We start from the raw sequence: 22,745 nt of genomic DNA on the forward strand, positions 1-22,745 counted from the left end.
ACCGCTGTGCCGAGGACGGTGGCTCGCAAACGGGGCGCTGTCCGGAGTTTCCGATGGCTCAGCATGGATCGGTCGTAGCACTCCGCCGCATCCGGGGCAATCGCTTCGTCCTCCGCGGCGGTCTTCGGGGAACATTTCCCGCGCAACGTTCCACCACTCTTCAGGGGGAGGTCCTTGACGGAGGAATCAGGTATCCGCCCGAGCTGCTCCTCCACCGCAGCAGCTCACGAGTGCCACGGAAGGCGAAAGTTCCTCACGAACAGCGTGATTCACTCCTCCTTTCGCTCGATCGCGTGGGGATGGTTTGTGCTCTATCCGTGTGGGGATAACTCACAATTTTCATGAAAATTGCGCTCTCTGGAACGAGTCCAGAAAATCAGGAGGGCTCCCCGCTGAAGCAGTAGGAGTCGGAGGAGGCGTCCCCGCCCTCGAGCCGGACCTGGTGCACCCGCAGTCCACCGAAGTCCGAACCGCGCAGGAAGAACCGCCGGTCCGGGACGAGCCCACCGCCGGCGTCCGGGTCCGTGTCGATCTTGGCCATCCAGGCGCCCACGCCGTCCGGGTAGAACTGGTCGTCCCACGCTCCGTACAGCGAGTTCGTCAGGTAGATCCGCCTCCCGTCGCGGCTGACCTCCACCATCTGCGCTCCGCCGGACAGCGGCTCGGAGGGGGCGGCCGGGTGGGCGGCGCGGTCGACGATGCCGCCGAGCCGGACCGATCCCGTCTGGCGCGGATGCGCCGGATCGGTGACGTCGAACTGCTTGAGCTCGCCCGTTCCCCAGCAGGAGACGTACAGGAACCGGTCGTCGACGGAGAGGTTGATGTCGGTCACCAGCGGTGGAACCGCGCCGAACGGGCGCAGCAGGGGCGGCAGGGCGTCGACCTCGGCGGGTTCGGCCGGGATCGTGATCACCTTCTCGGCGCGCCACTGCGCGCCGTCGTGGTACCAGCGCCAGACCGAGGCCGAGAGGTCCTCGGTGCTGATCACGACCCCGGCGAAACCCCACGTGGCGTCCGGGTCGTGCGAGGGGCGCAGCTCGAGCACCATCTGGTGCTGTTCGCCCAGGTCGACGCGCTGTTCGTGGCGTCCTCCGGCGAGGTCCCAGAAGTGCAGCGCGTGGCCGTACTCGTTGCCGAGCAGCTGTTCGGCGACCACGCCGTCCTCGATCATCGACGGGGTGCCCCACTCGCTGCTGATCAGCGTGTTCCGGTTCAGGTGCCACCACGCGTCGTAGGCCAGGTACTGCGGCCCGCGGTCGGTTTCCCACGAGCGCAGGACATCGAACGTGTCGTGGTCGAGTACGGCGATCCCGCCGGGGCCCTCGGACCCGTCGGCCGCGCCGAGGCACGACAGCAGGATGCCCTCCGGTCCGCAGTGGAGGGTGTGCGGCCGCGAGTAGCCGGCCTTCGAGGCGAGCTCGGCGGCCGGAACGGTGCGGCTCAACCGGGGCTGCCGCGGATCCGGACGGGTGTCGAAGACGTGGATGTCGGAGGAGCGCAGCCCGGGGAGCAGCAGGTACCGCCGTTGTAGTCCGTCCGAGTGGTGTCCGGCGTGGGCGAGAGCACTGCTGCAGGCGTTCCACCCGAAGTGGTGCAGTTCGCCCCCGCGCGTCGGCAGCTCCGACCGGCCGACGACGCGGCCGTACTCCGGCGCGGACGGATCGGTGCCGATCACGAACAGCGCGTCCGGCTGCTGCGCCGCGCGGTCGAAACCGACCACGTAGGCGAGGGTTTCGGCCGGACCCGAGATGGCTTCGCGCGCGCTGCGGTAGAACGTCGGGTCGATGTCTGCGGAGTGGTTCATCGGAGCTCCTCGGTCAGCGGCTACCACCCTCAGCCTCCCACGGTTGCGCCGCTGTCGAGACGTGGCGCACATCGTGGGACGCCCGACCTGCTGCGCCTCCCCGGCAGGACCGCGGGGACACCGGAGACCGCCTGCGATGCCCCGGCCCCGAAGGCGTGGGAAGCGGTGCTCGGTGACCCCCGCACGGGGGGTGCTCCGTTCCGCCGGGTCCTGCCTGCCGGGCCGCCTCACGGGGCCGCCCACCGGCCTGCCCACCGGGCTTGCCCACCGAGGCCGGTTCCGCTGGTGGACGGGTCCGCCGCGACCGCGCGCACTCCGCCGTGTCAGACGACGTGCGGGCTTCCCGCTCCGTGCCGCCCCGCACCGGCGATCGAGGCGGCCGCGAGCGCGAGGCGCGGGACGGCCTGCCGCAACGTGTCCGGCGGGAGCGAGAAGGGGAGCCGGAGCGCCCGCTCCAGCCCGCCGTGCACGCCGAACCGGGACCCCGGAACCAGGCGGAGCCCGTGGTTCTCGGCCGCCACCGCGAGCCGGGTGGACACGGGCTCGTCGAGCTCGCACCACAGGGAGAGCCCTCCGGGAGGTGCGGTGATCGTCCACTGCGGACAGTGATGGTGCAGTTCCGCCACCAGGATGTCGCGGCGGCGCGCGAATTCGGTGCGCCGGTCGCGCATCGCGCTCTCGTCGTGGGCGAGGAGCTCGGCGAGGACGAGTTGTTCCAGCGCGGGGGAGCCGAGGTCCACGGTCGCCCTCGTCGCGAGGATCCGTTCCACCAGGTTTTCCGGCGCCCGCAGCCAGCCCAGCCGCAGCCCGCCCCAGTGCGACTTGCTGGCCGAGCCGATCGCGATGACGTTCCCCGGTGCGTACGCGGCCAACGGCAACGGGGCTTCTCCGGGGGCCCCGCTGAAGTCGAACTCGACCATCGTCTCGTCGGCGACCGCGACCGTGCCGGTGGCAGCCAGGGCTTCCCCCACCTGCTGCCGGCCCTCCGCGCCCATGCGCATCCCCGTGGGGTTCTGGAAGTCGGGGATGAGGTAGGCCAACGACGGTCGCGTCTGGCGCAGTCCCGCGGTGATCGCGTCGATCCACCCGTCCTCGCCGTGCACCGGCGCCGGCACCGCGATCGCGTTGCGCGCCCGCACGGCGTCGAGCGCGTTCGGGTAGGTGGGCTGCTCGGTCAGGACCCGTTCCCCGGGGTGCACGAGCGTGTGCAGGATCCAGACGAAGCCGGCGTGCCCGCCGGAGGATACGAGGATCTCCGCCGGCTTCGTCGGCAACCCCCGCGCCGTGTAGCGCTGGGCGAGCTGCTCGCGCAGTTCGCCCAACCCGCGTTCGAAGTATCCGGTACCGCCGAGCAGCTCCGGCAGCCGGGCCCGCGCCGCGTCCACGGCGGGGACGAATCCGGGGACCGCTTCCGGGGCCGCGCGGGCGAAGTCGATCAGCTCCTCCGCGGCCGCCGCTTCCCGCGGGCGCCCGGGAGCGGGCGGGGAGACCCAGGAGCCTGCGCCGCGGCGGCTCGTCACGAGCCCCTCCTCGCGGAGCGCGTCCAGCGTTCTGCTGATCAGCGTCCGGCTCACGCCCAGCGCTTCGGCCAGCTCGCGTTCCGCGGGCAGCTGCGTGCCCACCGGCAGCTTGCCGTCGAGCACCTGCAACCGGATCGCCGCCGAGAGGTCGTCGACGGCGCGGCGGTTCCCCGAGTTCCGCCACTCGCCGAGCAGCGCCGCGATCCGCCTGCCCGAGATCTGCACACCACGAGTCGCCATGAAAACCAATATATCAATATTGGCTCTCGAATCGAATTCCAATCCTTGCCAACATGCTCCCATGCTTCGTCCTCCCCGCAGACCAGCGAGGTCCTACTCACTCCACCCCGCATCGATCACGAGCGATCCGTGGCGCCGGTTGCCGCAGCTGTTCGCGGGGCTGGCGCTGTACGGCGCGAGCCAGGCGCTCATGATCCGCGGGCAGCTCGGGCTCGGTCCCTGGGACGCGCTGCACGCGGGGCTGAGCGAGAAGCTCGGGCTCAACTTCGGTGTGACGGTGATCCTCGTCAGCGTCGCCGTCCTCGTGCTGTGGATCCCGCTGCGGCAGCGCATCGGCGTGGGCACGGTGGCGAACACCGTGTGCGTCGGCCTCGCGGCCGACGGCGCGCTGGCGCTGATCCCGCCGGTGGCCGCGTTGGGGCCGCGGATCGCCCTGCTCGTCGCGGGGGTCGTGCTCAACGGCATCGCGACGGCGTACTACATCGGCGCCCGGCTCGGGCCGGGTGCCAGGGACGGACTGATGACCGGGCTCGCCGAGCGCACCGGTGCGTCGCTCCGGCTGGTCCGCACCCTGATCGAGATCACCGTGCTGGCCGCGGGATGGCTGCTGGGCGGGACGGTCGGCGTCGGCACCGCGCTGTACGCGGTGGCGATCGGACCGGTGGCGCAGTTCGCCATGCCGCACGTGGTCTGGCGGGAACGGCGGGTGTGACGCCGCGGCGGGGGAGAGCCCTTCGCAACGGGCCCGCCGTGTGCCACCCTTCCGCGGGAAGAACGGAGGGGAGCGCATGGGTGCGGAGGGGCAGCAGGAGTTCGGCGAGATCGACGTCGAAACGCCGAACGCGGCGCGGATGTACGACTACTACCTCGGCGGGTCGCACAACTTCGGCGCCGACCGGGAAGCCGCCGAACGGGCCGTGGAGATCACACCGGCGATGCTCCCGGGCGCGCGGGCCAACCGGGCGTTCCTGCAGCGCGCGGTGCGCTTCTGCCTGGAACGGGGCGTGCGGCAGTTCCTCGACCTCGGCTCGGGGATCCCCACGGTGGGCCACGTGCACGAGATCGCACACGCCCGCGACCCGCGGGCCCGCGTGGCCTACGTCGACAGCGATCCCGTGGCGGTGGCGCACACCCGGCAGATCCTCGGTGACGCGGACGCGGCCACGATGACGCAGGCGGACCTGCGCCGCCCCGCGGACGTCCTCGCCGCCCCCGGCGTCAGCGGCTTCCTCGACTTCGAGGAACCGGTGGCCGTGCTCCTCGTCGCGGTGCTGCACTTCATCGGCGACGACGAGCGCCCCGCGGAGGTGGTGCAGGCCTACCGGCGCGCGGTCGTTCCGGGCAGCTTCCTGGCCGTCTCGCACATCACCGACCACTACGACGACCCGGAGCGCGTCGACGAGATCGACCGGCTGTACCGGAAGACCAGCCACCGGGCCAACCACCGCTCGGTCGAGGAGTTCCGGGCGCTGCTCGGCGATCTCGCGCTGGTCGATCCCGGTCTGGTGCACGCCACCGAGTGGCGTCCGGAGCCGGATCCGGTGCCCGAGGCCGCCCGCACGGCGTTCTGGGCCGCCGTCGGCCGGTGCTGACTCACCGCCGCGCGGCGCGCGAGAGGGTGGTCGCCGCCTCGGCGGTGGAGTCCAGGACCTCGTCGGGAACACCCGGTTCCGCCGGTTCCGCCTCGGCGAGGAACACGGTCCTGCGCTCGCGGTGCGAGCCGTAGTGGTGCCCGGTGAAGCGGGGGTGCGGCAGGACGGCGCGGACATCGCCGGTGCCGTGCCGGTCGATGAGGCCCTTGAACTCGACCGCGTCCCACGTGGACCGGAAGCGCACCCGCGAGGTCAGCACGGACATCGAACCGCCGTCGTAGGACACCGGGAACTGCGCGCGGTGCAAACCGCGGCAGGGGTTCTCGATGAGGAACTCCTGCACCTGGCCGTAGGTGAAAGTGACGCACTCCGCAGGTTCCTGCGGAGTGCGCCGCGTCTTCTGCCCCCGGCGCAGGCCGAGGCGCTGCCAGGCCTTCTTCGACTCGCCGCGCCGGGCCTCCTTCTTCGCCTTGCCGAGGTTCTTGCTCATGTGCCGCACGATCGTCGACTCGGCCGCCGAGAACGCCGAGGACCCGGCTGTGCCGCCGATCGAGCCACCGAGGCCACCCGCGCCGCCGAGCCCCGTGCTCAGTAGCACGGCCGCGCTCAGGGCGACGAGTGCTTTGCCGCCGCTTCCGCCGCCACTGCCTCCGCCTCCGCCGCGGAGCGGGTACTTGCGCCCAAACCGGTCCGTCCGAATCGGAGGTTGTTCCGGCACAACTCCCCCAGAACGACACATCGTGATCATCCCCAGTTCGGCGGGACAGCCTCACGGATGTATCGGGCGGACGATACCGCCGATCCGGTGATTCCGGGCGGATCGGTGTCCCGCGTGCTCGTGGAGAGCAGCATCGACCGCGCACCCGCCACGCGGCCGCGCCGGCGGAGGCCGGTGCGCGCACGCCCCGACCGGCGGCGGAACCGGGCCGGGGCGTGCGTCGGCGGTGCGCGGCGGTCGGTCGGCGGAGCCGGAGCGGCCGGGCCGAGCGCTCGGCGCCGGTGCTGCCCCGCGGCACGTCACCGCGCGGTCTTGCGCTCGGGCCACCAACCGGCCTCGACCACGGGGGTGGCCGGGTGGCCGGTCAGCCGGGGCACGACGTCGGTCACGCGGTCCAGCTCGCCGCCGGCGATGGCCTGGTACCAGGTGATCCACGCTTCGATCTGCTCGCCGCTGATGCCGAGGTGCCACCGCCGCGCGAACGCCTCCTCGAGGGATTCGTCGACGAAGTGGTACGGCTCGCCGGTGGCCTCGGCGATCCGCGCGACGCCCTCCTCGAGGGTGAGCGATTCGGGGCCGGTCACCTCGAGGACCTCCCCGTCGTGCTCCGGGCTGTCGTCGAGCGCCACGTTCGCGATCGCCTCGGCGATGTCGTCGTGGGTGACGAAGGCGACCCGGCCCGCACCGCCCGGTCCGCGCACGGCCATGCCCTCGTCCGCGAGAGCGGCCGGGGTGGAGGCGTAGATCCCGGAGCGGAAGATCGTGTGCCGCACGCCGGAACCGGCCAGGAACTGCTCGGTCAACCAGTGGTCCCGCGCGTTGCGGTAGGTCGCGGTGGGCGCCGCGCCGATCAGCGAGACGTACAGCACGCGGTCGACGCCGACCTCCGCGCCCGCCCGCACCGCAGCGGCGTGCTCCTCGAGCCGCTTGCCCGTCGGGTGCGAGGAGATCAGCACGAGCGTGGAGGCGCCCTCCAGCGCTGCGCGCATCGCCGGCTCGTCGTCGTACACCGCCGGACCGCGGACCTCGGCACCGGGCAGCTCGGGCACCCGGGACGGGGTCCGCGACAGGAGCAGCTGCGGCGCCCCGCGGTCGGCGAGGCGTGCCGCGATCCGGCTGCCCAGCGCCCCGGTGGCGCCGGTGACCGCCACGGCGGTGCGGTCCTGCTGGGACATGTTCGCTCCTCTCGCTCGGGGTGCGATGCGATCCCGCGCGTCGCGAACGCATCACCCCGAGGGTAGGTGAGCGGTCGCGGGCGGTCACCGCGGTCGGGGAGGTGCGACACCCCGGCGGCTCGCGCCTCGGCGCGCACGAGCTGGAAGTCCGCAGTGGATCCTCGGAGGCGCGGTCAGCGGCGATGTCCCGCACCGTCCACAGTGATCACCGGAGTGAGCACGATCACGCGCTGTTCCCCCGCCGCGCCTCCGAAGCACCGTCCGAGCCCTCGCGGCAACGCCCGCGCCAGTACTCGATGCTGTCGGAAGCAGCGGCCAGCGCGGCAGTACGCCTTCGCCGCCTCCCAGAAGGTCGGCGCGGCACGTTCGGGGAGCTCTCGGCGGTGCGCGCACGACGGCGCGTCGGCGTGGCCGAGGACCCGGGCGAGCTCGACGAGGGACTGGCGGGGCCAGGTGCGCAGTTCCTCCCGGGGGCGAGCGGGCGCGGGGATGCTCTCCTGCGTCAGGTGGACCCACCCGCCGTGCGAGGACTTGATGACGCGGCGGGCACGGGGGGCGGTCCGTTCGTCCGCCGGATGCACCCGGACGGTGCCGACCGCGTCGTCCAGGGGGTCGCCGTCGTGCGGTGGACGTCGACGGCTTCCCGGGCCGCGCTCGCTCGTCGTTCCACCGCGGTCCTCGCCGATCACCCTGCTTCCTCCGTTCCGGCGCGGTGGTGCGCGGAACAGGACCGCGCCGCTGCCAGGATGATCGATCGCGCCGACGGTGCCGAGCCGCTGATCGCGTGGTACTTGCGGCGTTCGCGGGAAGCCGGGGCCATCCCGCGGAGGCCGGGGCCCGCCCGGTGCCGCGCCACCCGGAAGCCGCGCGCGGCACCCGAGTGTCCCGGCACCGGCCGGGTTCACCGCGCGCCGGGGCGCGGTGCGTAGCGTTGCAGGTCGAACACGCGCCGCACGTGGGAGCGCAGCGCCTCCAGGCTGCCGGACAGCAGCCCGGCGGCGCGGGCCTGCACCAGCACGTTGCCGAGCGCGGTGGCCTCCACCGGCCCGGCGACGACCTCGCGTCCCGCGCGGTCGGCGGTGAGCTGGCACAGCAGCGCGTTCTGCGCGCCCCCGCCGACGAGGTGCACTGTGGACACAGTACGTCCGATGAGGTGTTCGACGGTGTCGAGCGATTCGGCGTAGGCGGCGGCGAGGCTCTCCAGGATCGAGCGCACGCACTCGGCGCGGCTGCGCGGAACCCTGCGGCCGTGCTCGTCCAACCACGCCGCGATGCGCGATGGGACGTCCCCGGGCGGCAGGAACCGGGCGTCGTTCGGGTCGAACACGCCGACCTCGCCGTCGGGCACCGCGGCCGCCGCGGACAGCAGCTCCTCCAGAGAAACCGACGGGTCGCCGCGGCGCCACGTCTCGAGCGACTCGCTCAGCAGCCACAGCCCCATCACGTTGTGCAGGAACCGGATGCGGTCGTCGACGCCGCGCTCGTTGGTGAAGTTGGCCTCCCGGGCCTGTTCGGACAGCACCGGGCTGTCCACCTCCACCCCGACCAGCGACCACGTGCCGCAGGAGACGTAGGCGGCGGACTCGTGCTCGGCCGGCACCGCCACCACCGCCGAGGCGGTGTCGTGCGAGCCCACCGCCGTGACCGGAACCGGGTCGGTGCCCAGCTGCTCGGCGACCTCCCCGGTGAGCGGGCCGAGCTGCTCCCCCGCGTCGACCACCCGCGGCAACATCCCGACGTCGAACCCGAGCCGCTGCAGCAGCGGTTCGGCCCACTCGCCGGTGGTCGCGTCGAGCAGCCCCGTCGTCGACGCGTTCGTGCGCTCGGCGACCTGCCCGCCGGTGAGCCAGTAGCCGAACAGATCCGGCATGAGCAGCAGCCCGTCGGCCGCCTCCAGCAGACCGGTGCTCCGGTCGGCTGCGAGCTGGAACACCGTGTTGAACGGCAGGTGCTGCAGCCCGTTGATCCGGTACAGCTCGGCCGGGCCGATCCGGTGGTGCACGGCCTCGGCCGCCGCGGGGTTGCGCTCGTCGCGGTAGTGCATCGGCGCGGCCAGCATCCGCCCGCTGCGCAGCAGTCCGTAGTCCACGCCCCACGAGTCGACGGCGATGCTGGCCAGTGGCGCCTGCGCTGCGGCCTGCGCCAGCCCGGAGCACATGTCCCGGTACAGCTCCAGCACGTTCCACTGCAGCCCGTCGCGGGTGCGCACCGGCCGGTTGTCGAACCGCGCCACGGGCTGCAACCGCAGCTCGTCCGGCCCGACGTGGCCGAGCATGACCCGCCCGCTGGTGGCGCCGAGGTCCACCGCGGCGACGGCCTCGCCCATCGAACCTCCCCTCAACGCAGGAACGCGGCGGCCACGCCCGAGTCGACCGGCACGTGCAGGCCCGTGGTGCGGCTGAGATCGCCACCGGTCAGCGCGAACACGGCGTCGGCCACGTTCTCCGGCAGGACCTCGCGCTTGAGCAGCGTCCGCTGGGCGTAGAAGGAGCCGAGCTCCTCCTCCGGCACTCCGTAGTGCGCGGCGCGCTGCGCGCCCCAGCCGCCGGCGAAGATGCCGCTGCCGCGCACCACCCCGTCCGGGTTGACGCCGTTGACGCGGATGCCGTGCTCGCCGAGCTCCGCGGCCAGCAGCCGCACCTGGTGCGCCTGGTCGGCCTTCGTGGCCGAGTAGGCGATGTTGTTGGTGCCGGCGAACACGCCGTTCTTCGACACGACGTAGACCAGGTCGCCGCCGAGCCCCTGCTCGGTCATCACCCGCGCGGATTCGCGGCTGACCAGGAACGAGCCCTTGGCCATCACGTCGTGCTGGCGGTCCCAGTCGGCCTCGGTGGTCTCCAGCAGCGGCTTGGACAGGGACATGCCCGCGTTGTTCACGACCAGGTCGAGCCCGCCGAAGGCCAGCACGGCCTGCCGCACCGCCGCGGCCACCTGCTCCTCGTCGGTGACGTCGGCCCGCGCGCCCGCGGCTACGTCGGTCGAGCCGATCTCCGCGGCCGCCTGCCGGGCCTCGTCCAGGTCCAGATCGGCCACCACGACGTTGGCGCCCTCGCGGGCCAGCCGCTCGGCGGTCGCCTTGCCGATGCCGGAGGCGGCGCCGGTGACCAGCGCGATGCGCCCGGCCAGCGGCTTCGGCGCGGGACGGCGCTTGAGCTTGGCCTCCTCCAGCTCCCAGTACTCGATGCGGAACTTCTCCCGCTCCTCGATGGGGGAGTAGGTCGACAGCGCCTCCGCGCCGCGCATCACGTTGATCGCGTTGACGTAGAACTCGCCGGCCACGCGAGCGGTCTGCTTGTCGGCGCCGTAACTGAACATGCCCACACCGGGGATCAGCACGATCGCCGGGTCGGCACCCCGCATCGGCGGCGAGTCGGGCTCGGCGTGGCGCTCGTAGTAGGCGGTGTAGTCGGCCCGGTACTGGTCGTGCAGCTCCCGCAGGCGGGCGGTGCACTCCTCGACCGAGGCCGTGGCCGGCAGGTCCAGCACCAGCGGGCGGACCTTGGTGCGCAGGAAGTGGTCGGGGCAGCTGGTGCCGAGCGCGGCCAGCCGCGGGTGCTCGCCGCGGGAGAGGAAGTCGAGCACCTCCTCGCTGTCGGTGAAGTGGCCGACCTGCCGCTTGTCGGTGCTGACCAGGCCGCGCAGCACCGGTGCGAGCGCGGCGGCCTTGGCGCGCCGCTGCTCCTCCGGCAGCGGCTCGTAGCCGTCGAGCACCGGGCCGAACGGTTCCGGCTCGCCGTGGCGGGCGATGTAGTCGGCCGCGGTGTCGATGATCCGCAGCGAGTTGCGCTCGCACTCCTCGCTGGTCCCGCCCCAGGCGGTGATGCCGTGCCCGCCGAGGACCGTGCCTACCGCCTGCGGGTTCTGCCGCTTGACCTCGGCGATGTCCTCGCCGAGCTGCCAACCGGGCCGGCGCCACGGGATCCAGACCACTTCGTCGCCGAAGATCCGCCGGGTCAGCTCCGGCCCGTCCGCGGCGGTGGCGATGGCGATGCCGCTGTCCGGGTGCAGGTGGTCCACGTGCGCGGCCTCCACGAGCCCGTGCATCGCGGTGTCGATGGACGGGGCCGCGCCGCCCCTGCCGTGCGTGGTGTGGTCGAACGCGGCCACCATCTCGTCCTCGCGGTCGACGCCGGGGTAGACGTCCGAGAGCGCGCGCAGCCGGTCCAGCCGCAGCACCGCGAGGCCCTGCTCGGTCAGGGTGCCCAGGTCGCCGCCGGAGCCCTTGACCCACAGCAGCTCGACGGGACCGCCGGTGACCGGGTCGACGTCGCTGCCCTTGGCCGAGGCGTTGCCACCGGCGAAGTTGGTGTTCTTCGGCTCGGAGCCGAGCCGGTTGCTCCTGCTGATCAGCTCCCGCTTGACGCGGTCGGCGTCGGAGACCATTCCGTCCTCTCCTCCTGTGCTCGCTGCCGCCGTTCCTCGAACTCCCCGGGTCTCGAACTCCCCGGGACTCGAACTCCCCGGGACTCAAGCTCCCCAACCGGCCTGGACCTCGCCGACGCGCGCGTCGGCGAGGTACTGCTGGTGCCCGGATTCGACGTAGGTGCGCATCGGGTCCGCCGGCAGGCCGCGCGAGGCCCGCCACTCGGCCAGCGCCGGGCGGACGTCGGTCTGGAACGCGTCCATGAGGACCTCGTTGGCCCCGAGCACGTCGTGCCGCTGCTGCGCCGCGGCCAGCGCCTCGGTGTCGACCAGCAGCGCGCGGGCGGTCATCTCCTGGACGTTGAGCACCGAGCGGATCTGGCCCGGGATCTTCTCCTCGATGTTGTGGCACTGGTCGAGCATGAAGCGCACCGGCGAGTCCGCGTCGAGGCCACCGCCGGCGATGACCTCGTGCAGGATGCGGAAGAGCTGGAACGGGTCGGCGGCGCCGACGATGAGGTCGTCATCGGCGTAGAACCGGGAGTTGAAGTCGAACGAGCCGAGCCTGCCCAGCCGCAGCAGCTGCATGACGATGAACTCGATGTTGGTGCCCGGTGCGTGGTGCCCGGTGTCCAGGCACGTGAAAGCCCGGTCGCCGAGCGCGCTGACCTGGGCGAACGAGGTCCCCCAGTCGGGCACGTCGGTGTGGTAGAAGGCCGGTTCGAAGAACTTGTACTCCAGCACCAGCCGCTGCTCGGGGCCGAGCCGCGCGTAGATCTCGGCCAGCGACTCGGCCAACCGGTCCTGGCGGGCGCGCATCGAGTCCTGGCCGGGGTAGTTGGTGCCGTCGGCCAGCCAGATCTTCAGGTCGGTCGAGCCGGTGGCGTGCATGATGTCGATGCACCGGAAGTGGTGCTCGATCGCCGTGCGCCGCACGGTCGGATCGGAGTGGGTGAGGCTGCCGAACTTGTAGATCTCGTCCTGGAACGTGTTCGAGTTGATCGTGCCCAGCTGCACGCCGAGGTCTTCGGCGCGGGTGCGCAGCTTCCCGAAGTCGTCCACCTCGTCCCACGGGATGTGCAGCGCCACCCGTGGTGCCAGGCCGGTCAGCTCGTGCACCTTCGCCGCGTCGGCGATCTTCTCCTCGGTGCTGCGCGGGGTGCCCGGGGTGCTGAACACCTTGAACCGGGTGCCCGCGTTGCCGAAGGCCCAGCTGGGCAGTTCGATCGACATCCGGGAGAGCGCGCCGGTGATGTCGGCGAAACGGGGCGGGGTGCTCATCGTCCTCCTTCGTCGTCGGAGTTTTCGACGTCCTCGGCGTCGTGCGGACCGGACAGCTGGTCTTCGAGGTGGAAGACCTCCTCCAGCGGCGCCGCGGCCTGATCGGCCCTGCCGCCGGTGTCGACGAACAGGTCGGACATGTGCGCCTCCCAGCGCGCGGCCACGGCGGAGGCGTCGAGGTGGGCCTGGGAACCGGTCACCGACTCGGTCTCGTAGTAGCCGATGAGCAACCCGTCCTCGCGCAGGAACAGCGAGTAGTTGCGCCGGCCGGAGGCTTCGAGCGCGCGGAGCATCTCCGGCCACACCGCGGCGTGCCGGCGCCGGTACTCCTCGAGGCGGTTCGGGTCGACCTGCAGTTGGAAGCACACGCGCGCGGTCACGACCGGACCTCCGCGGGTTCCTCCTCGGCGGTGGCGGCGCCGTAGCGCTCGCGCTCGATCTGGCGCAGGCTCTTGCCCCGCGTGGCCGGGGACCACACCGTGCCGATGAGCAGAGCGGCCGCGAGCAGCCCCAGGATGAGCAGCCCGAGGCCCCGCAGCCCGATCTCGGCCAGCAGCACCGGGAACCACACGCTGAGCGCCCCCACGAGCACGCGGGAGGACAGGAACAGCACGCCCTGGGCGCTGGCGCGGTACGGGGTGGCGAACAGCTCGCTGGTCCACAGCCCGTAGAAGGCCTGGGCACCGACACCTGCGGAGAGGCCCCAGCCGATGGCGAAGAACAGCATCGTGCCCGTCGTCGGCGGCGCGTAGATCAGCGCGGCCCACGCGGCGATGCCCAGCGCGGCGCCGCCGAAGTACAGCCAGCGGCGGCTGACCCGGTCGGCCAGCAGCATGAATCCGAGGTAGGTGGCCAGGCTGGTGCAGCCCCAGACGAGCACCTGCAGCAGGTACTGCTCGGTCTCCGCGGTGACGCCGGCGGATTCGTACACGCGCGGCTGGAAGATGCCGGTCTGGCCGGCGACCGTGTTCCACAGCGCGTAGACGCCGAAGAGGAACAGCAGCGCGGTGAGGTTGGCCCTCTTGCTGAACAGCGCTCCGAGGCCGCTGAGGAAGGAGGCGCGGCCCGGCCGGTCCTGCCGGTCGGTCCACATCCGCGACTCGGGCAGGCCGCGCCGGACCCACCAGGTCACGGCGGCGACGACGAAGAGGTGCGCGAAGATCAGCCGGCTGCCGAGCAGGCCGAGCGGGGCGACGACCACGGCGAGCAGGTAGCCGACCGTCGGGCCGATCGACCAGGCGAGCTGGGCGGTGCCCACGTGGGCGGCGCGCTGGCCGGGTGGTGCTTCTTCGGCGATGTAGGTCCACGAGGCGGTGACCCCGGCGCCCACGGCGATGCCGGTGAGCACGAAGCCGGTGAGCAGCATGCCGTAGGAGGCGGCGAAGACCGCCAGCAGCACGCCGAGCATGTACAGCAGCAGGTCGTAGGTGTAGATGAACTTCCGGCCGTAGCGGTCGCAGAGGGGACCGCCGATGGCGGCACCGGCCGCGGCGCCGAAGGCGTTGGCGCTGAGCGAGGCCAGCAGCCCGACGGCGAGGTTGTCCAGGCCGAACCGCTCCTGCCACAGGCTCATGCTGGTGGCGATCGCGATGATCGAGCCGGCCTCGATGTAGTTCGACATGGCCACGGCGATCGTCGCCCGCCAGCCCGTCGTGGGCTTGCGCCCCGCTCGGACCCCCATCGGTCCTCCCGTCCATCGACGTTGGCGCCCCAGCCTGAGGTGCCCCGCTTGGCCTTAAATCGTTTAAAGGACGGTAAGGGTGGCGCCCCGGGAACACAAGGGCTCGCCCGAAAACGGTTCACCCGAGTTGGCGCGCGGTCGGGGTCGACCGGGCGCGAGGGGGAGCGGGAGAGGGGACCGACCGGGTTCGGGAGAGGGGCCGACCGGAGGTGCCGCGCGGCGACGCGGGGCCCGCTCACTCTGGACCCGTTCCAGAGAGCGCAATTTTCATGAAAATTGGACGCCGTCCCCACACGAGTGGAGTGCCTGTTGTCCACAGGGGTGCGGCTTGTCCCCAGGTTTCCGGCGTGTCGGTGGGATCACGAACGGGAGAGATGTGTTCGGCGGTGTTGGACGGGACGGGCCGGGCTGGGCCGGGTCGGGGCGCGGCACGCGGACGCGTACGGGAAGCGGAGGAAGGCGCGCGGAGAGGCAGCGCGCAGGGGGCAGCGAGCAGGGAGCGGTGTGCGGGGCGGAGCGTGCAGGGAGCAGAGCCGCGCAGGGGCCTCCGTGCAGGGGGCGCGACCGCCGAGCGCGTGCGGGGCGGGACGTGCAGGAGCCGCGCAGGAGAAGGCCGGAGCTCCCGCCGCGGTCAGCGGCGGAGCGTGGACTCGCGGACGATCAGCTCGGGCTGGTACACGACGTGGCGGTGCTCGTGCTCGGCGTCCTCGTGGAGCAGCAGCTCGGTGGCGGTCTCGCCCATGCGGAAGGCGGGCTGGCGCACGGACGTGAGCGGGACGGCGGCCGCCGAGGCGAAGTCGATGTCGTCGTAGCCGACGAGGGACACCTCGTCCGGCACCCGCACCCCGGCCGAGACCATGGCCTGCAGCACGCCGAGCGCGAGCAGGTCGTTGGCGCAGAACACCGCCGTCGGGCGCGGCCGCATCCCCAGCAGCCGCGCCCCGGCGTCCCGCCCGGTTTCCACGTCGAGGCTGGTGGTCTCCAGCAGCGCCACCGCCCCCCGGTCCACGCCTGCGGCGTCGCAGGCCTGCCACGCGCCCTGCTGGCGGTCGCGGCACTGGGCCAGCGTCATCGGGCCGGAGACGTAGGCGATGTGCTCGTGGCCCTGCTCGAGGAGGTGGCCGACCGCGAGTTCACCGCCGCTGACGTCGTCGACCGAGATGGAGCAGGCCTCGTCCTCGTTCGCGACCCGGTCGACGTAGACGTAGGGGATTCCGTGCCGCCGCAGCGGGTCCAGGTTGTGCGCGGAGACGTCGGTGGGCGTGACGAGCACGCCCCGCACGCGCTGCTCGGCGAACAGCGACAGGTACAGCTCCTCGGCGGAGGAGTCCTGCGCGCTGTCGCAGAGCATCACTCCGAGGCCTTCGGCCCGGGCGGCCCGTTCGGCCCCGTGGGCCACGCCGACGAAGAACGGGTTGCGCATGTCCAGCACGAGCAGGCCGAGGATCCGGCTCTGCCCGGCGCGGAGCTGGCGGGCGGACTCGCTGCGCACGTAGCCGAGCTCGTCGATCGCGCCCACCACGCGGGAGCGGGTGGCGGCGGACAGCAGCTCGGGGCGGTTGAGCGCGTTGGACACCGTCGCGATCGACACCCCGGCGTGCCGGGCCACGTCCTTGATGCTGACGGTCCGACTGCCGTCACCGCTCGTCGACACCCGTCCTCCGCTGCTCACCGGAAATCCGCTTCGTGCCCAGTATATAACGATTCAATCACCGGTCGTGCCCGGGGTGCGGTGCTGCGCGGCCGCGGCAGCGGTCATCGGCAGCGCGGCGAGCTCGGGTCCGCCTCGGCGAGGCGGTGCCCAGCGCGAGGAGGACGTGGCGACCGCGGTTCCGCGCGGGCGGGGCGCGGTCGACGGCGGAGGCCGCCTCAGCCTCCCGGGGAGCCGGCTGCACCGATCTCGCACTGGCGCAGATCGGCGGTGCGGGAGGCGCGGGGTGAGTTCTTCGTCGCCGCCGCGGCGGTGGTGCTGCCCGCCTGCGCGAGCGTCCGGACGGGTCCGTCGCCTCTCCGGGTTGCGCAGCAGTGACCTGCAGCGGAGAGCGGTTCCAGCAGTCGGTGCGAAAAATCCCTCGACCCCGCCTCGGAGCGCGATCAAGGGATTTCAGAAGTGCGCGATGCTGGGATCGAACCAGCGACCTCTACCGTGTCAAGGTAGCGCTCTCCCGCTGAGCTAATCGCGCGAGGCGGAGACGGGAATCGAACCCGTGTACAGGGCTTTGCAGGCCCTTGCCTCAGCCACTCGGCCACTCCGCCGAAAGTCACGGCGCGCGTGACAAGACGTGAACCCGTAGAGCGGATGACGGGATTCGAACCCGCGACCCTCAGCTTGGCAAGCTGATGCGCTACCGCTGCGCTACATCCGCCTAGCCCGCGGCGCTCGACTCGCGGGGACACCCTCGGGTGAACCGACCGCTGCCGTGCACCGCCTGCACCAAGTACCTTAGAACACCGGCTGAACGGTGATCAAAGGGGGGTCGGTTCCGCTCCGGAGCATCCCCGCGGTGCGGCACCCGCGCTCCGCTTCTTTCGAGGTCAGCCCAGGTCGTGCGGGAGCATGCGGGTGAGCGCCTCGTCGACGTCGACCCACTGGTTCTCGTTGCCCGGGACCACGACGTCGTAGGTGCGGTCCAGGAAGTCCGCGAGCTCCTGCGCCGAGGCCTCGAACATCGCGTGGCCGGACGGCGAGCTCAGCTCCACGACGACGACCTCCGGATCGTCCGCCGCCGGGCGGATCATGACGTCGCCCTCGCCCGCGTTCGCGATCAGTCCATCAGCCAACAGGTCACGTGCGAAGACCCATTCCACCCAGCCGGCACGCCCGGTCCGGAACGCCGCGACGACGGCGTACGGATCGCGGGTGTCGTAGCGCAGCTCCACCTGCACGGGAACCGCAGGAGCTTGCGGCGCGAGCAGATCGAAAACTGCCGTGGAACGCAGGGTCACGTGATCGTTGCGCATTGTCCTCCCCTTCCTGCTGCCGCCCGGCCGATCTCCCGGCCAAGCTTCACAGTTGTGACGCCGTATCCCGCCCGCACACTCGCCGAAACGGCAGAGATCACCCGGATGGGGCAGGAACGTGGTTGCCGATCCACCGACTCGACTGCTGTTCATCGGGGCGGTGGCACGCGTTCTGTTCTGCTGTGCTGGATGCCGGTGGGTACGCAGTGCCGTACGGCCCCCAGGGACGCATCCGACTCCGCCCGCGGTGGAGTGCTGAGAACCATCGATCACGCGCCCCGGATCTCGCAACGCGCTGTGACGGTTTTGCCCGGTGTCGTGGTGTTGGCAGTCACGCTGTGCACACCCCGCCGTGGACGCCGACCGGCGGTCGATCGCGTACCGATGTCGCACGTCATCGACTCGCCGAACGCTACGTCCAGGATAGGGGGCTTGTCATCAGGGCACACTCCCGAGCGCGCACGCACCTGAGATGCTGACCACGGAGTTTCATCAGAACGGGTTAACGGCATGCTTCGCTCTGGAGTCACACAGGGCCGCCACAGGCCCCATGAGTGAGGTCGAGGTCACAATGTGATGAGAATCGAACTCCGCGAGTCGTGGCCGTTGCGGGAGCGTGAACGCGTCTGCGGGCCCCGCCGGCGGCAGTCCCGGTCGCGCCCGGCGCTGCGCCCCGGTGCTCGAGTGCCCGCGGGCGAGCATCCCGTGGGCGGTACCCGCGTGCTCGAATGCCCGGCCGTGGTCGAGCACCCCGCTCCGACACTACGCTGGCGTCATCCGATTGTCCCAGTACCGGCCGACGGGAGGACGTGCTGAACGAGCCGAGCGAGCGCCGCGGAGACGACTCGCCGGAGCACGCCGCGACGCGGGCGGGCGCCGGCGCGGGGGACGCCGGTGCGGGAAACGAGGGCGTGCGGGCCGCGCGGGCGCGCCTGCGCCTCCACCGGGAGCGCATCCGCCGCAGGCCCGCCCTGAACGTGAGCTACCGCTTCCTCGTCGGCGTCCTCGGCGTTGCGGTGCTGCTGTGCGGGTTCGTGCTGATCCCGTACCCGGGGCCGGGGTGGCTCATCGTGTTCGCCGGCCTCGGCATCCTGGCCACGGAGTTCAAGGCGGCCCACCGGGTGAGCGCCTTCGCCGGGCGGCAGTACCGCCGCTGGGTGCACTGGCTCGGGCGGCAGCACGCCGTCGTGAAGTGCGGCGTCGCGGCGGGCACCGGTGTGGTCGTGCTGGCCACGCTCTGGGCAGTCGGTGCGTTCCAGCTGGTCGGGGCGTGGTTCGACCTGCACTGGACGTGGTTGGCCTCCCCCCTGTTCGGGGCCTGAGATCGATCGTGTAAAGTTGTCCATGTCGCCAACGGGGAGGCGGCGGAAAACAGAACGGCCCGCGCGGCCGATGAGGGCGATTAGCTCAGCGGGAGAGCGCTTCGTTCACACCGAAGAGGTCGCTGGTTCGAACCCAGCATCGCCCACCTGGCAAAGGGCCTGGTCAACACCTCAGCGAGAGGTGAAGACCAGGCCTTTTCTCCGTTCCGGCGACGGGGTCAGTCAGCACACAGTCAGCATCAGGATCAGCAGGGCCCCGGCTCAGGTGTCCCCGAGGGCTCGCAGGATCCGGTCCCCGCCGTCCGTGCGGCGAGTGTAGAGATCCAGGGTGGTGGACGACCGTTCGTGCCCCATGACGCGCTGAACCATGTTCACGGGGACGCCATCGTCGACCAACCATGTGGCGTACGAATGCCGCAGATCGTGGAACGTCGGAGCGTCACCCGCGCGCCGCGCTACGTGGCTGACGGCGGCTTCCCGCGACTGGAACCATTCCGACACCCGGCGGCCTTCCCGATCCGTCCACTCGGCTAGGAAGCCCGTATCGGTGGGGGTCAGGTGCCCCAGCAAACCAGCCCGCACCAGGGACGGCTTCCACACGCGAGTGCGAAAGAGAGTTCGACGCAGTGGCTTGCCGACCGTGTTCGGGAAGATCAAGCCACCCTCCTCAGGAGGCCAGGTGGCCACGTGATCACTGATCACGGCGACCAACCACGAGGGGAGGGGAACGGTGCGGATGCCGGCAGTCGTCTTCGGGATCGCCTTGAACGACGTATGGCCCTTCACCTCGATGACCGTTCGCTTCACGGTGAGGGTGGCGTTGTCCAGATCGACGGCGTCGGTGCACAAGGCGGCGATCTCACACCAGCGCAGACCAGTGCCCGCCGCAGTCGCGACAACCCCCTTGTAGTACTCGGGAATGACGGGCAAGAGCTTGTCGAGGACATCCGTCCTGTTCATGATCCGCTGCCCCCGCTTCTGCCGTTTGGGGAGTCGTACTCCCTCGCACGGGTTGTGCTGGATCATCTTGTTCTGCACCGCAGATCGCAGCACCGCCGACGTGAGCCGGTGGCATTCGACGATCGTGGCGTGAGCCAGCGAGTCGGTCAGGTCGCTGACCCAGGTCTGCACAGCCATGTGATCGATGTTGCCGAGAGGCCAATCGCCCCACTGCGGCAACACGTGGTTGCGCATGATCGATTCGTCCCGTGCTGCTGTGGTGCGCTCGGTCGTCCAGGACTCCATCCAGCGTTGCGCGTAGTCGCGGAAGGGGACTCGACCGGAGTGCGGTGAGACGTAGCTCCCGTGAGCCATGTCGGTCTCGATCTGCGCAACGAAGGTCTTGGCCTCACGCTTGGTGCGGAACGTCTTCGCGCGCTGGTTGCCCGCGGGATCGCGCCAATTCGCGCGCCACTTTCCGCTGGGAGTAGCGGTGATGAACGCCATCAGGAAACCTCCCCGTCCAGCCAGGCGTGGAACCGTGAACACGGAATGACCCATCGCTTGCCGAGTCGGAGCGATGGGATCACGCCCTGCCTGACCTGCTGGTAGACGACGCTTCGCGATACCCCCAAGCGACCAGCTACTTCGTCCACTGTGTACGTTTCACGTTGAATCATCTTCAATCCTTCCTTTCGTTGGCGTATTTGAGTTTTCGGAGTTCGCGGGTACGGTTGCCGATGGCTTCGGCGAGTTCGCGTTCCTCCTCGGAGTTGTGGCCGACGTGGGTCATCTGCCAGTGGTTGACCACGAGCACGGAGTCCTCGGTCACGCCGAGGTCGGCGAGGTTCTCTTCCAGCCGGAACCGTTGGCGGTCGCCGCGGAGGCGTTTGAAGGTGGTGGAGTAGCGCTTCGATTTGGTGAGGAAGTGGCCGCGGAAGGCGAGCATGTGCGCCCAGTGGCGCAGCTTGAGCTCGGCCAGGTCTTCGTTCTCGGCGAGGTCCCAGGCGGTGCGCATGATCCGTCGGTGGTGCTCGCTGGTGGGGATGAGCTCGATGTGCGACCGGGATCGGAGCCGGCGGTCAGCTGCCTCGGACTTGCCGGTGCCTTTGGTGGCGTACTTGGCCACGTAGGAGGCGATGCGGTCATCGGAGATCGCCCCGCTGGTGTCTTCGAACCGGCTCGCTTCGGCCGGTTGGACGGGGCGGATGTCCAGTTGTTCGCCCCAGGTGAACTCCCGGGACTGCCCGTCCACGTCCGGGGCGGGAAGCCGGGCATCGCGGTGGGCCCCGCGGATGGCCTCGGTGATCAGGGCTGTTGTGGCCCACGGAGGGGTCTCGTCGGCGGGGCCGCCGGGGCCGTCGATGCGGATCACGGCGTGGAAGTGGATGAGCCCGCGCTTCTGGAACTCGGCGACTTTGGCGTAGGACAGCCGGGCGTGATTCGTGAAGTCTCGGACCCGCAGGCCGACGGCCTGGGCCAGGTGCCGGCGCAGGGCGATGGTGAAGCGGTGCCAGAGCTGGGAGGCGTGGGCCTGCCAGAGCACGTGGCCGGTGTAGTCGTACGAGGCCGGGTCGATCGGCTGGCCCAACCGCGAGTCGTACTCGTGGTGCCGGGTGCCGCAGCGGCAGGGGCGGGGCTTGCCTGTCTTGGTCGTGGGCCGGTTGTGCACGGCTCCGAAACTCGGGGCGGTCAGCGTGACGAACAGCCGGGGCTTGCCCGAGACCCCCTCAGGAACCCCCTTCGAGCCGCCCGCGAGGCCGGCGCGGAGCAGGTGGAAGGCATCGGCGGCGTAGCGGTCGGAGCAGGCGGGGCAGACCGATTCGCGGCGATTGCCGCACGGGGCAAGAATCTGCCCCTGGGCGGACTTGAGTTCGGCGCCGGTGGCCGCGTCGGTGATGACCCAGCGGCCGGACAGGTGCACCGGGTTCAGGCACCCGCCGGTGGATTGGACTTTCGCTCGCCACGTGTCGTAGTCGGGAGCCTGGAGACGGCGGGTCAGCGGGTCAGTGGTGGAGAGTGCGGGTAGCACCACGAGGAGCGGTCACCTCCCAAAACGTGGGGCGGGAGGCACCGCCAGGTGCTCGGCGAGCGCTCCCGCCGAACTGGATGCAGTCGTTGTGTAGGTCAGTGGTGGGGCAGGGCGTGGCCGTTGTGGCCGCTCAGCTCAGTCACGATGCGTTCGGCCATCGCGTCGGGCAGCTCCACCGCCTGCTGCACGTCGGCCGTGGTGATCTCCCGGCCCTGAGCGGCAGCGCCCTGGTAGGCCTCGCGGAGCTTGGCCACCACGGATTCCGGCAGCTTCAACGAACGCACGGCGGCCAGCTCCGTGATGTCTGGCACTGTGTCGCTGCCGGTCGCGGCCGGTTGCGGTGGGTAGGTTCCCGCTCCGGCCCCGGGGACCGCTGGTTGAGCGGCCTGGGAAAGCTGTCGGGGAGCAGGCCCCGGTGCCGACGGGGGTGCGGTCTCCGGGGCCACCTGGGAGCCGGATTCGGCTTCCTCGGCGACCGGTTCCGGTTCGGCCCCGGATGAGGCCTCAGGCGCCGAGTCCTGGGACAGCGGTTGCTCTGTCCCCTGGTCGTTCACGTGATGGATGATCTGCCGTGTGCGGGCCTGGATGACGGGGATGACTTCGGCGACGCCGTAGACGATGATCGGCACGATCGCGTGCACCGCCAGCGAGCCCAGGTTGAACGCCCCGCCGCCGAGCAGGGGTGCGAATTGGGGGATCACGTTCATGGCCAGCGTCGAGGCCAGCAGCGTGTGCTTGAGCCGCGCCCACCAGGCATGATCCGGCGGCACCCCGTGGGAGAGGATCACGGCCTCGAAGTTCAGCAGCGTGACGAGCAGCCCGGCGAACATGGGCTCCACGCACCAGGCCGCCCACCACAACGGATCACCCGGGGCGGTGTCTCCAGCGAGGAAGCGCTGCACCCCGGTGGTAGTGAACACCAACCCGAGGCAGAGGAAGATCCACAGCCCCGTGAGGGTGCGGCGGGCGTGGCGCTGCATCACCACGGCCACGTGATCGGGATCGGCCAGCAGCGGCCGCAGCCGGCGGGATTCGGCGATGTCGTATTCGAGCGCCTGCACCCGCCGCGTGCGTCCTTCGGAGCTGTTCCGTCGACGTGACATGGCTTGGTGTCCTTT

Annotated in this window: 19 protein-coding genes and 4 tRNA genes; 4 read left to right on the plus strand and 19 right to left on the minus strand. The window is 71.2% G+C overall.

Annotation, left to right across the window (positions count from 1 at the left end; genetic code table 11):
- Positions 1-376 precede the first annotated feature (376 nt).
- Both ACYVJE_RS14650 and yczR read right to left on the minus strand, forming a co-directional pair.
- A complete protein-coding gene (locus ACYVJE_RS14650; RefSeq protein ID WP_461144891.1) occupies positions 377-1,804 on the minus strand; it encodes a selenium-binding protein SBP56-related protein in 1,428 nt (475 codons plus the stop codon).
- 323 nt (positions 1,805-2,127) lie between these two features.
- Positions 2,128-3,564, minus strand: a complete 1,437-nt coding sequence (gene yczR, locus ACYVJE_RS14655) for a MocR-like transcription factor YczR (protein ID WP_461144892.1) — start codon at positions 3,562-3,564, stop codon at positions 2,128-2,130.
- A 139-nt stretch (positions 3,565-3,703) separates the two neighbouring features.
- Here yczR and yczE point away from each other — a divergent pair, with 139 nt between their 5' ends.
- Positions 3,704-4,276: a membrane protein YczE gene (gene yczE / locus ACYVJE_RS14660; protein WP_461144893.1), complete on the plus strand. Its 573-nt coding sequence runs from the start codon at positions 3,704-3,706 to the stop codon at positions 4,274-4,276.
- 76 nt (positions 4,277-4,352) lie between these two features.
- Complete coding sequence (locus ACYVJE_RS14665; RefSeq protein ID WP_459156628.1) at positions 4,353-5,156, plus strand: SAM-dependent methyltransferase; 804 nt, start codon at positions 4,353-4,355, stop codon at positions 5,154-5,156.
- Between the two features lies 1 nt (position 5,157).
- Here ACYVJE_RS14665 and ACYVJE_RS14670 read toward each other — a convergent pair whose 3' ends face one another.
- The 13 genes from ACYVJE_RS14670 to ACYVJE_RS14730 form a co-directional block, all read right to left on the minus strand.
- Positions 5,158-5,754, minus strand: a complete 597-nt coding sequence (locus ACYVJE_RS14670; protein ID WP_461144894.1) for a hypothetical protein — start codon at positions 5,752-5,754, stop codon at positions 5,158-5,160.
- 419 nt (positions 5,755-6,173) lie between these two features.
- The gene (locus ACYVJE_RS14675) at positions 6,174-7,049 is read right to left on the minus strand and encodes an NAD(P)H-binding protein (protein ID WP_461144895.1); all 876 of its coding nucleotides are present in this window, start codon (positions 7,047-7,049) and stop codon (positions 6,174-6,176) included.
- A gap of 173 nt (positions 7,050-7,222) precedes the next feature.
- The gene (locus ACYVJE_RS14680) at positions 7,223-7,738 is read right to left on the minus strand and encodes a hypothetical protein (protein ID WP_461144896.1); all 516 of its coding nucleotides are present in this window, start codon (positions 7,736-7,738) and stop codon (positions 7,223-7,225) included.
- Positions 7,739-7,950: 212 nt separating this feature from the next.
- Positions 7,951-9,375: a rhamnulokinase gene (locus ACYVJE_RS14685; RefSeq protein WP_461144897.1), complete on the minus strand. Its 1,425-nt coding sequence runs from the start codon at positions 9,373-9,375 to the stop codon at positions 7,951-7,953.
- A gap of 11 nt (positions 9,376-9,386) precedes the next feature.
- Entirely contained in the window at positions 9,387-11,432 is a 2,046-nt protein-coding gene (locus ACYVJE_RS14690) for a bifunctional aldolase/short-chain dehydrogenase (RefSeq protein WP_461144898.1), read from the minus strand.
- Between the two features lie 84 nt (positions 11,433-11,516).
- Entirely contained in the window at positions 11,517-12,692 is a 1,176-nt protein-coding gene (rhaI, locus tag ACYVJE_RS14695; RefSeq protein ID WP_461144899.1) for an L-rhamnose isomerase, read from the minus strand.
- Positions 12,689-13,072, minus strand: a complete 384-nt coding sequence (locus tag ACYVJE_RS14700; RefSeq protein ID WP_461144900.1) for an L-rhamnose mutarotase — start codon at positions 13,070-13,072, stop codon at positions 12,689-12,691. The genes rhaI and ACYVJE_RS14700 overlap by 4 nt, the downstream gene beginning before the upstream one ends.
- A complete protein-coding gene (locus tag ACYVJE_RS14705; RefSeq protein WP_461144901.1) occupies positions 13,069-14,373 on the minus strand; it encodes an MFS transporter in 1,305 nt (434 codons plus the stop codon). Before ACYVJE_RS14705 ends, ACYVJE_RS14700 begins: the two co-directional genes overlap by 4 nt.
- A 631-nt stretch (positions 14,374-15,004) precedes the next feature.
- Positions 15,005-16,045: a LacI family DNA-binding transcriptional regulator gene (locus tag ACYVJE_RS14710; RefSeq protein ID WP_461144902.1), complete on the minus strand. Its 1,041-nt coding sequence runs from the start codon at positions 16,043-16,045 to the stop codon at positions 15,005-15,007.
- Positions 16,046-16,484: 439 nt separating this feature from the next.
- A tRNA-Val gene (locus tag ACYVJE_RS14715) sits at positions 16,485-16,556 on the minus strand.
- 1 nt (position 16,557) lies between these two features.
- Positions 16,558-16,629: transfer RNA gene (locus tag ACYVJE_RS14720), tRNA-Cys, on the minus strand.
- 38 nt (positions 16,630-16,667) lie between these two features.
- Positions 16,668-16,739, minus strand: a tRNA-Gly gene (locus tag ACYVJE_RS14725).
- A 169-nt stretch (positions 16,740-16,908) separates the two neighbouring features.
- Positions 16,909-17,334 (minus strand): SsgA family sporulation/cell division regulator, encoded by a 426-nt coding sequence (locus ACYVJE_RS14730; protein ID WP_459156617.1) that lies wholly within the window; start codon positions 17,332-17,334, stop codon positions 16,909-16,911.
- 809 nt (positions 17,335-18,143) lie between these two features.
- Between ACYVJE_RS14730 and ACYVJE_RS14735 the strand changes: the two genes are divergently transcribed.
- Positions 18,144-18,656, plus strand: a complete 513-nt coding sequence (locus tag ACYVJE_RS14735; RefSeq protein ID WP_459156616.1) for a TIGR02611 family protein — start codon at positions 18,144-18,146, stop codon at positions 18,654-18,656.
- A gap of 74 nt (positions 18,657-18,730) precedes the next feature.
- Positions 18,731-18,802 (plus strand) — tRNA-Val (locus tag ACYVJE_RS14740).
- 115 nt (positions 18,803-18,917) lie between these two features.
- Here ACYVJE_RS14740 and ACYVJE_RS14745 read toward each other — a convergent pair.
- The 4 genes from ACYVJE_RS14745 to ACYVJE_RS14760 all read right to left on the minus strand — a co-directional run bounded on the left by ACYVJE_RS14745 (position 18,918) and on the right by ACYVJE_RS14760 (position 22,730).
- Positions 18,918-20,102 carry a tyrosine-type recombinase/integrase gene (locus ACYVJE_RS14745; RefSeq protein ID WP_461144903.1) on the minus strand — a complete coding sequence of 395 codons (1,185 nt, stop codon included), beginning with the start codon at positions 20,100-20,102 and terminating at the stop codon, positions 18,918-18,920.
- Entirely contained in the window at positions 20,102-20,275 is a 174-nt protein-coding gene (locus ACYVJE_RS14750; protein WP_461144904.1) for a helix-turn-helix domain-containing protein, read from the minus strand. Before ACYVJE_RS14750 ends, ACYVJE_RS14745 begins: the two co-directional genes overlap by 1 nt.
- Before the next feature lie 2 nt (positions 20,276-20,277).
- On the minus strand, positions 20,278-21,630 hold the full coding sequence (locus tag ACYVJE_RS14755) for a replication initiator (RefSeq protein WP_461144905.1): 1,353 nt from the start codon (positions 21,628-21,630) through the stop codon (positions 20,278-20,280).
- A gap of 92 nt (positions 21,631-21,722) precedes the next feature.
- The gene (locus tag ACYVJE_RS14760) at positions 21,723-22,730 is read right to left on the minus strand and encodes a hypothetical protein (RefSeq protein WP_461144906.1); all 1,008 of its coding nucleotides are present in this window, start codon (positions 22,728-22,730) and stop codon (positions 21,723-21,725) included.
- Positions 22,731-22,745: the final 15 nt, after the last annotated feature.

Source organism: Salinifilum aidingensis (assembly GCF_054782015.1).

Bases quoted from the DNA above. Each gene is read 5' to 3' on its own strand.
- ACYVJE_RS14650 (WP_461144891.1), bottom strand. From the start codon at position 1,804: ATGAACCACTCCGCAGACATCGACCCGACGTTCTACCGCAGCGCGCGC.
- yczR (WP_461144892.1), bottom strand. From the start codon at position 3,564: ATGGCGACTCGTGGTGTGCAGATCTCGGGCAGGCGGATCGCGGCGCTG.
- ACYVJE_RS14665 (WP_459156628.1), top strand. From the start codon at position 4,353: ATGGGTGCGGAGGGGCAGCAGGAGTTCGGCGAGATCGACGTCGAAACG.
- ACYVJE_RS14675 (WP_461144895.1), bottom strand. From the start codon at position 7,049: ATGTCCCAGCAGGACCGCACCGCCGTGGCGGTCACCGGCGCCACCGGG.
- ACYVJE_RS14685 (WP_461144897.1), bottom strand. From the start codon at position 9,375: ATGGGCGAGGCCGTCGCCGCGGTGGACCTCGGCGCCACCAGCGGGCGG.
- ACYVJE_RS14690 (WP_461144898.1), bottom strand. From the start codon at position 11,432: ATGGTCTCCGACGCCGACCGCGTCAAGCGGGAGCTGATCAGCAGGAGC.
- rhaI (WP_461144899.1), bottom strand. From the start codon at position 12,692: ATGAGCACCCCGCCCCGTTTCGCCGACATCACCGGCGCGCTCTCCCGG.
- ACYVJE_RS14705 (WP_461144901.1), bottom strand. From the start codon at position 14,373: ATGGGGGTCCGAGCGGGGCGCAAGCCCACGACGGGCTGGCGGGCGACG.
- ACYVJE_RS14730 (WP_459156617.1), bottom strand. From the start codon at position 17,334: ATGCGCAACGATCACGTGACCCTGCGTTCCACGGCAGTTTTCGATCTG.
- ACYVJE_RS14745 (WP_461144903.1), bottom strand. From the start codon at position 20,102: ATGGCGTTCATCACCGCTACTCCCAGCGGAAAGTGGCGCGCGAATTGG.
- ACYVJE_RS14750 (WP_461144904.1), bottom strand. From the start codon at position 20,275: ATGATTCAACGTGAAACGTACACAGTGGACGAAGTAGCTGGTCGCTTG.
- ACYVJE_RS14760 (WP_461144906.1), bottom strand. From the start codon at position 22,730: ATGTCACGTCGACGGAACAGCTCCGAAGGACGCACGCGGCGGGTGCAG.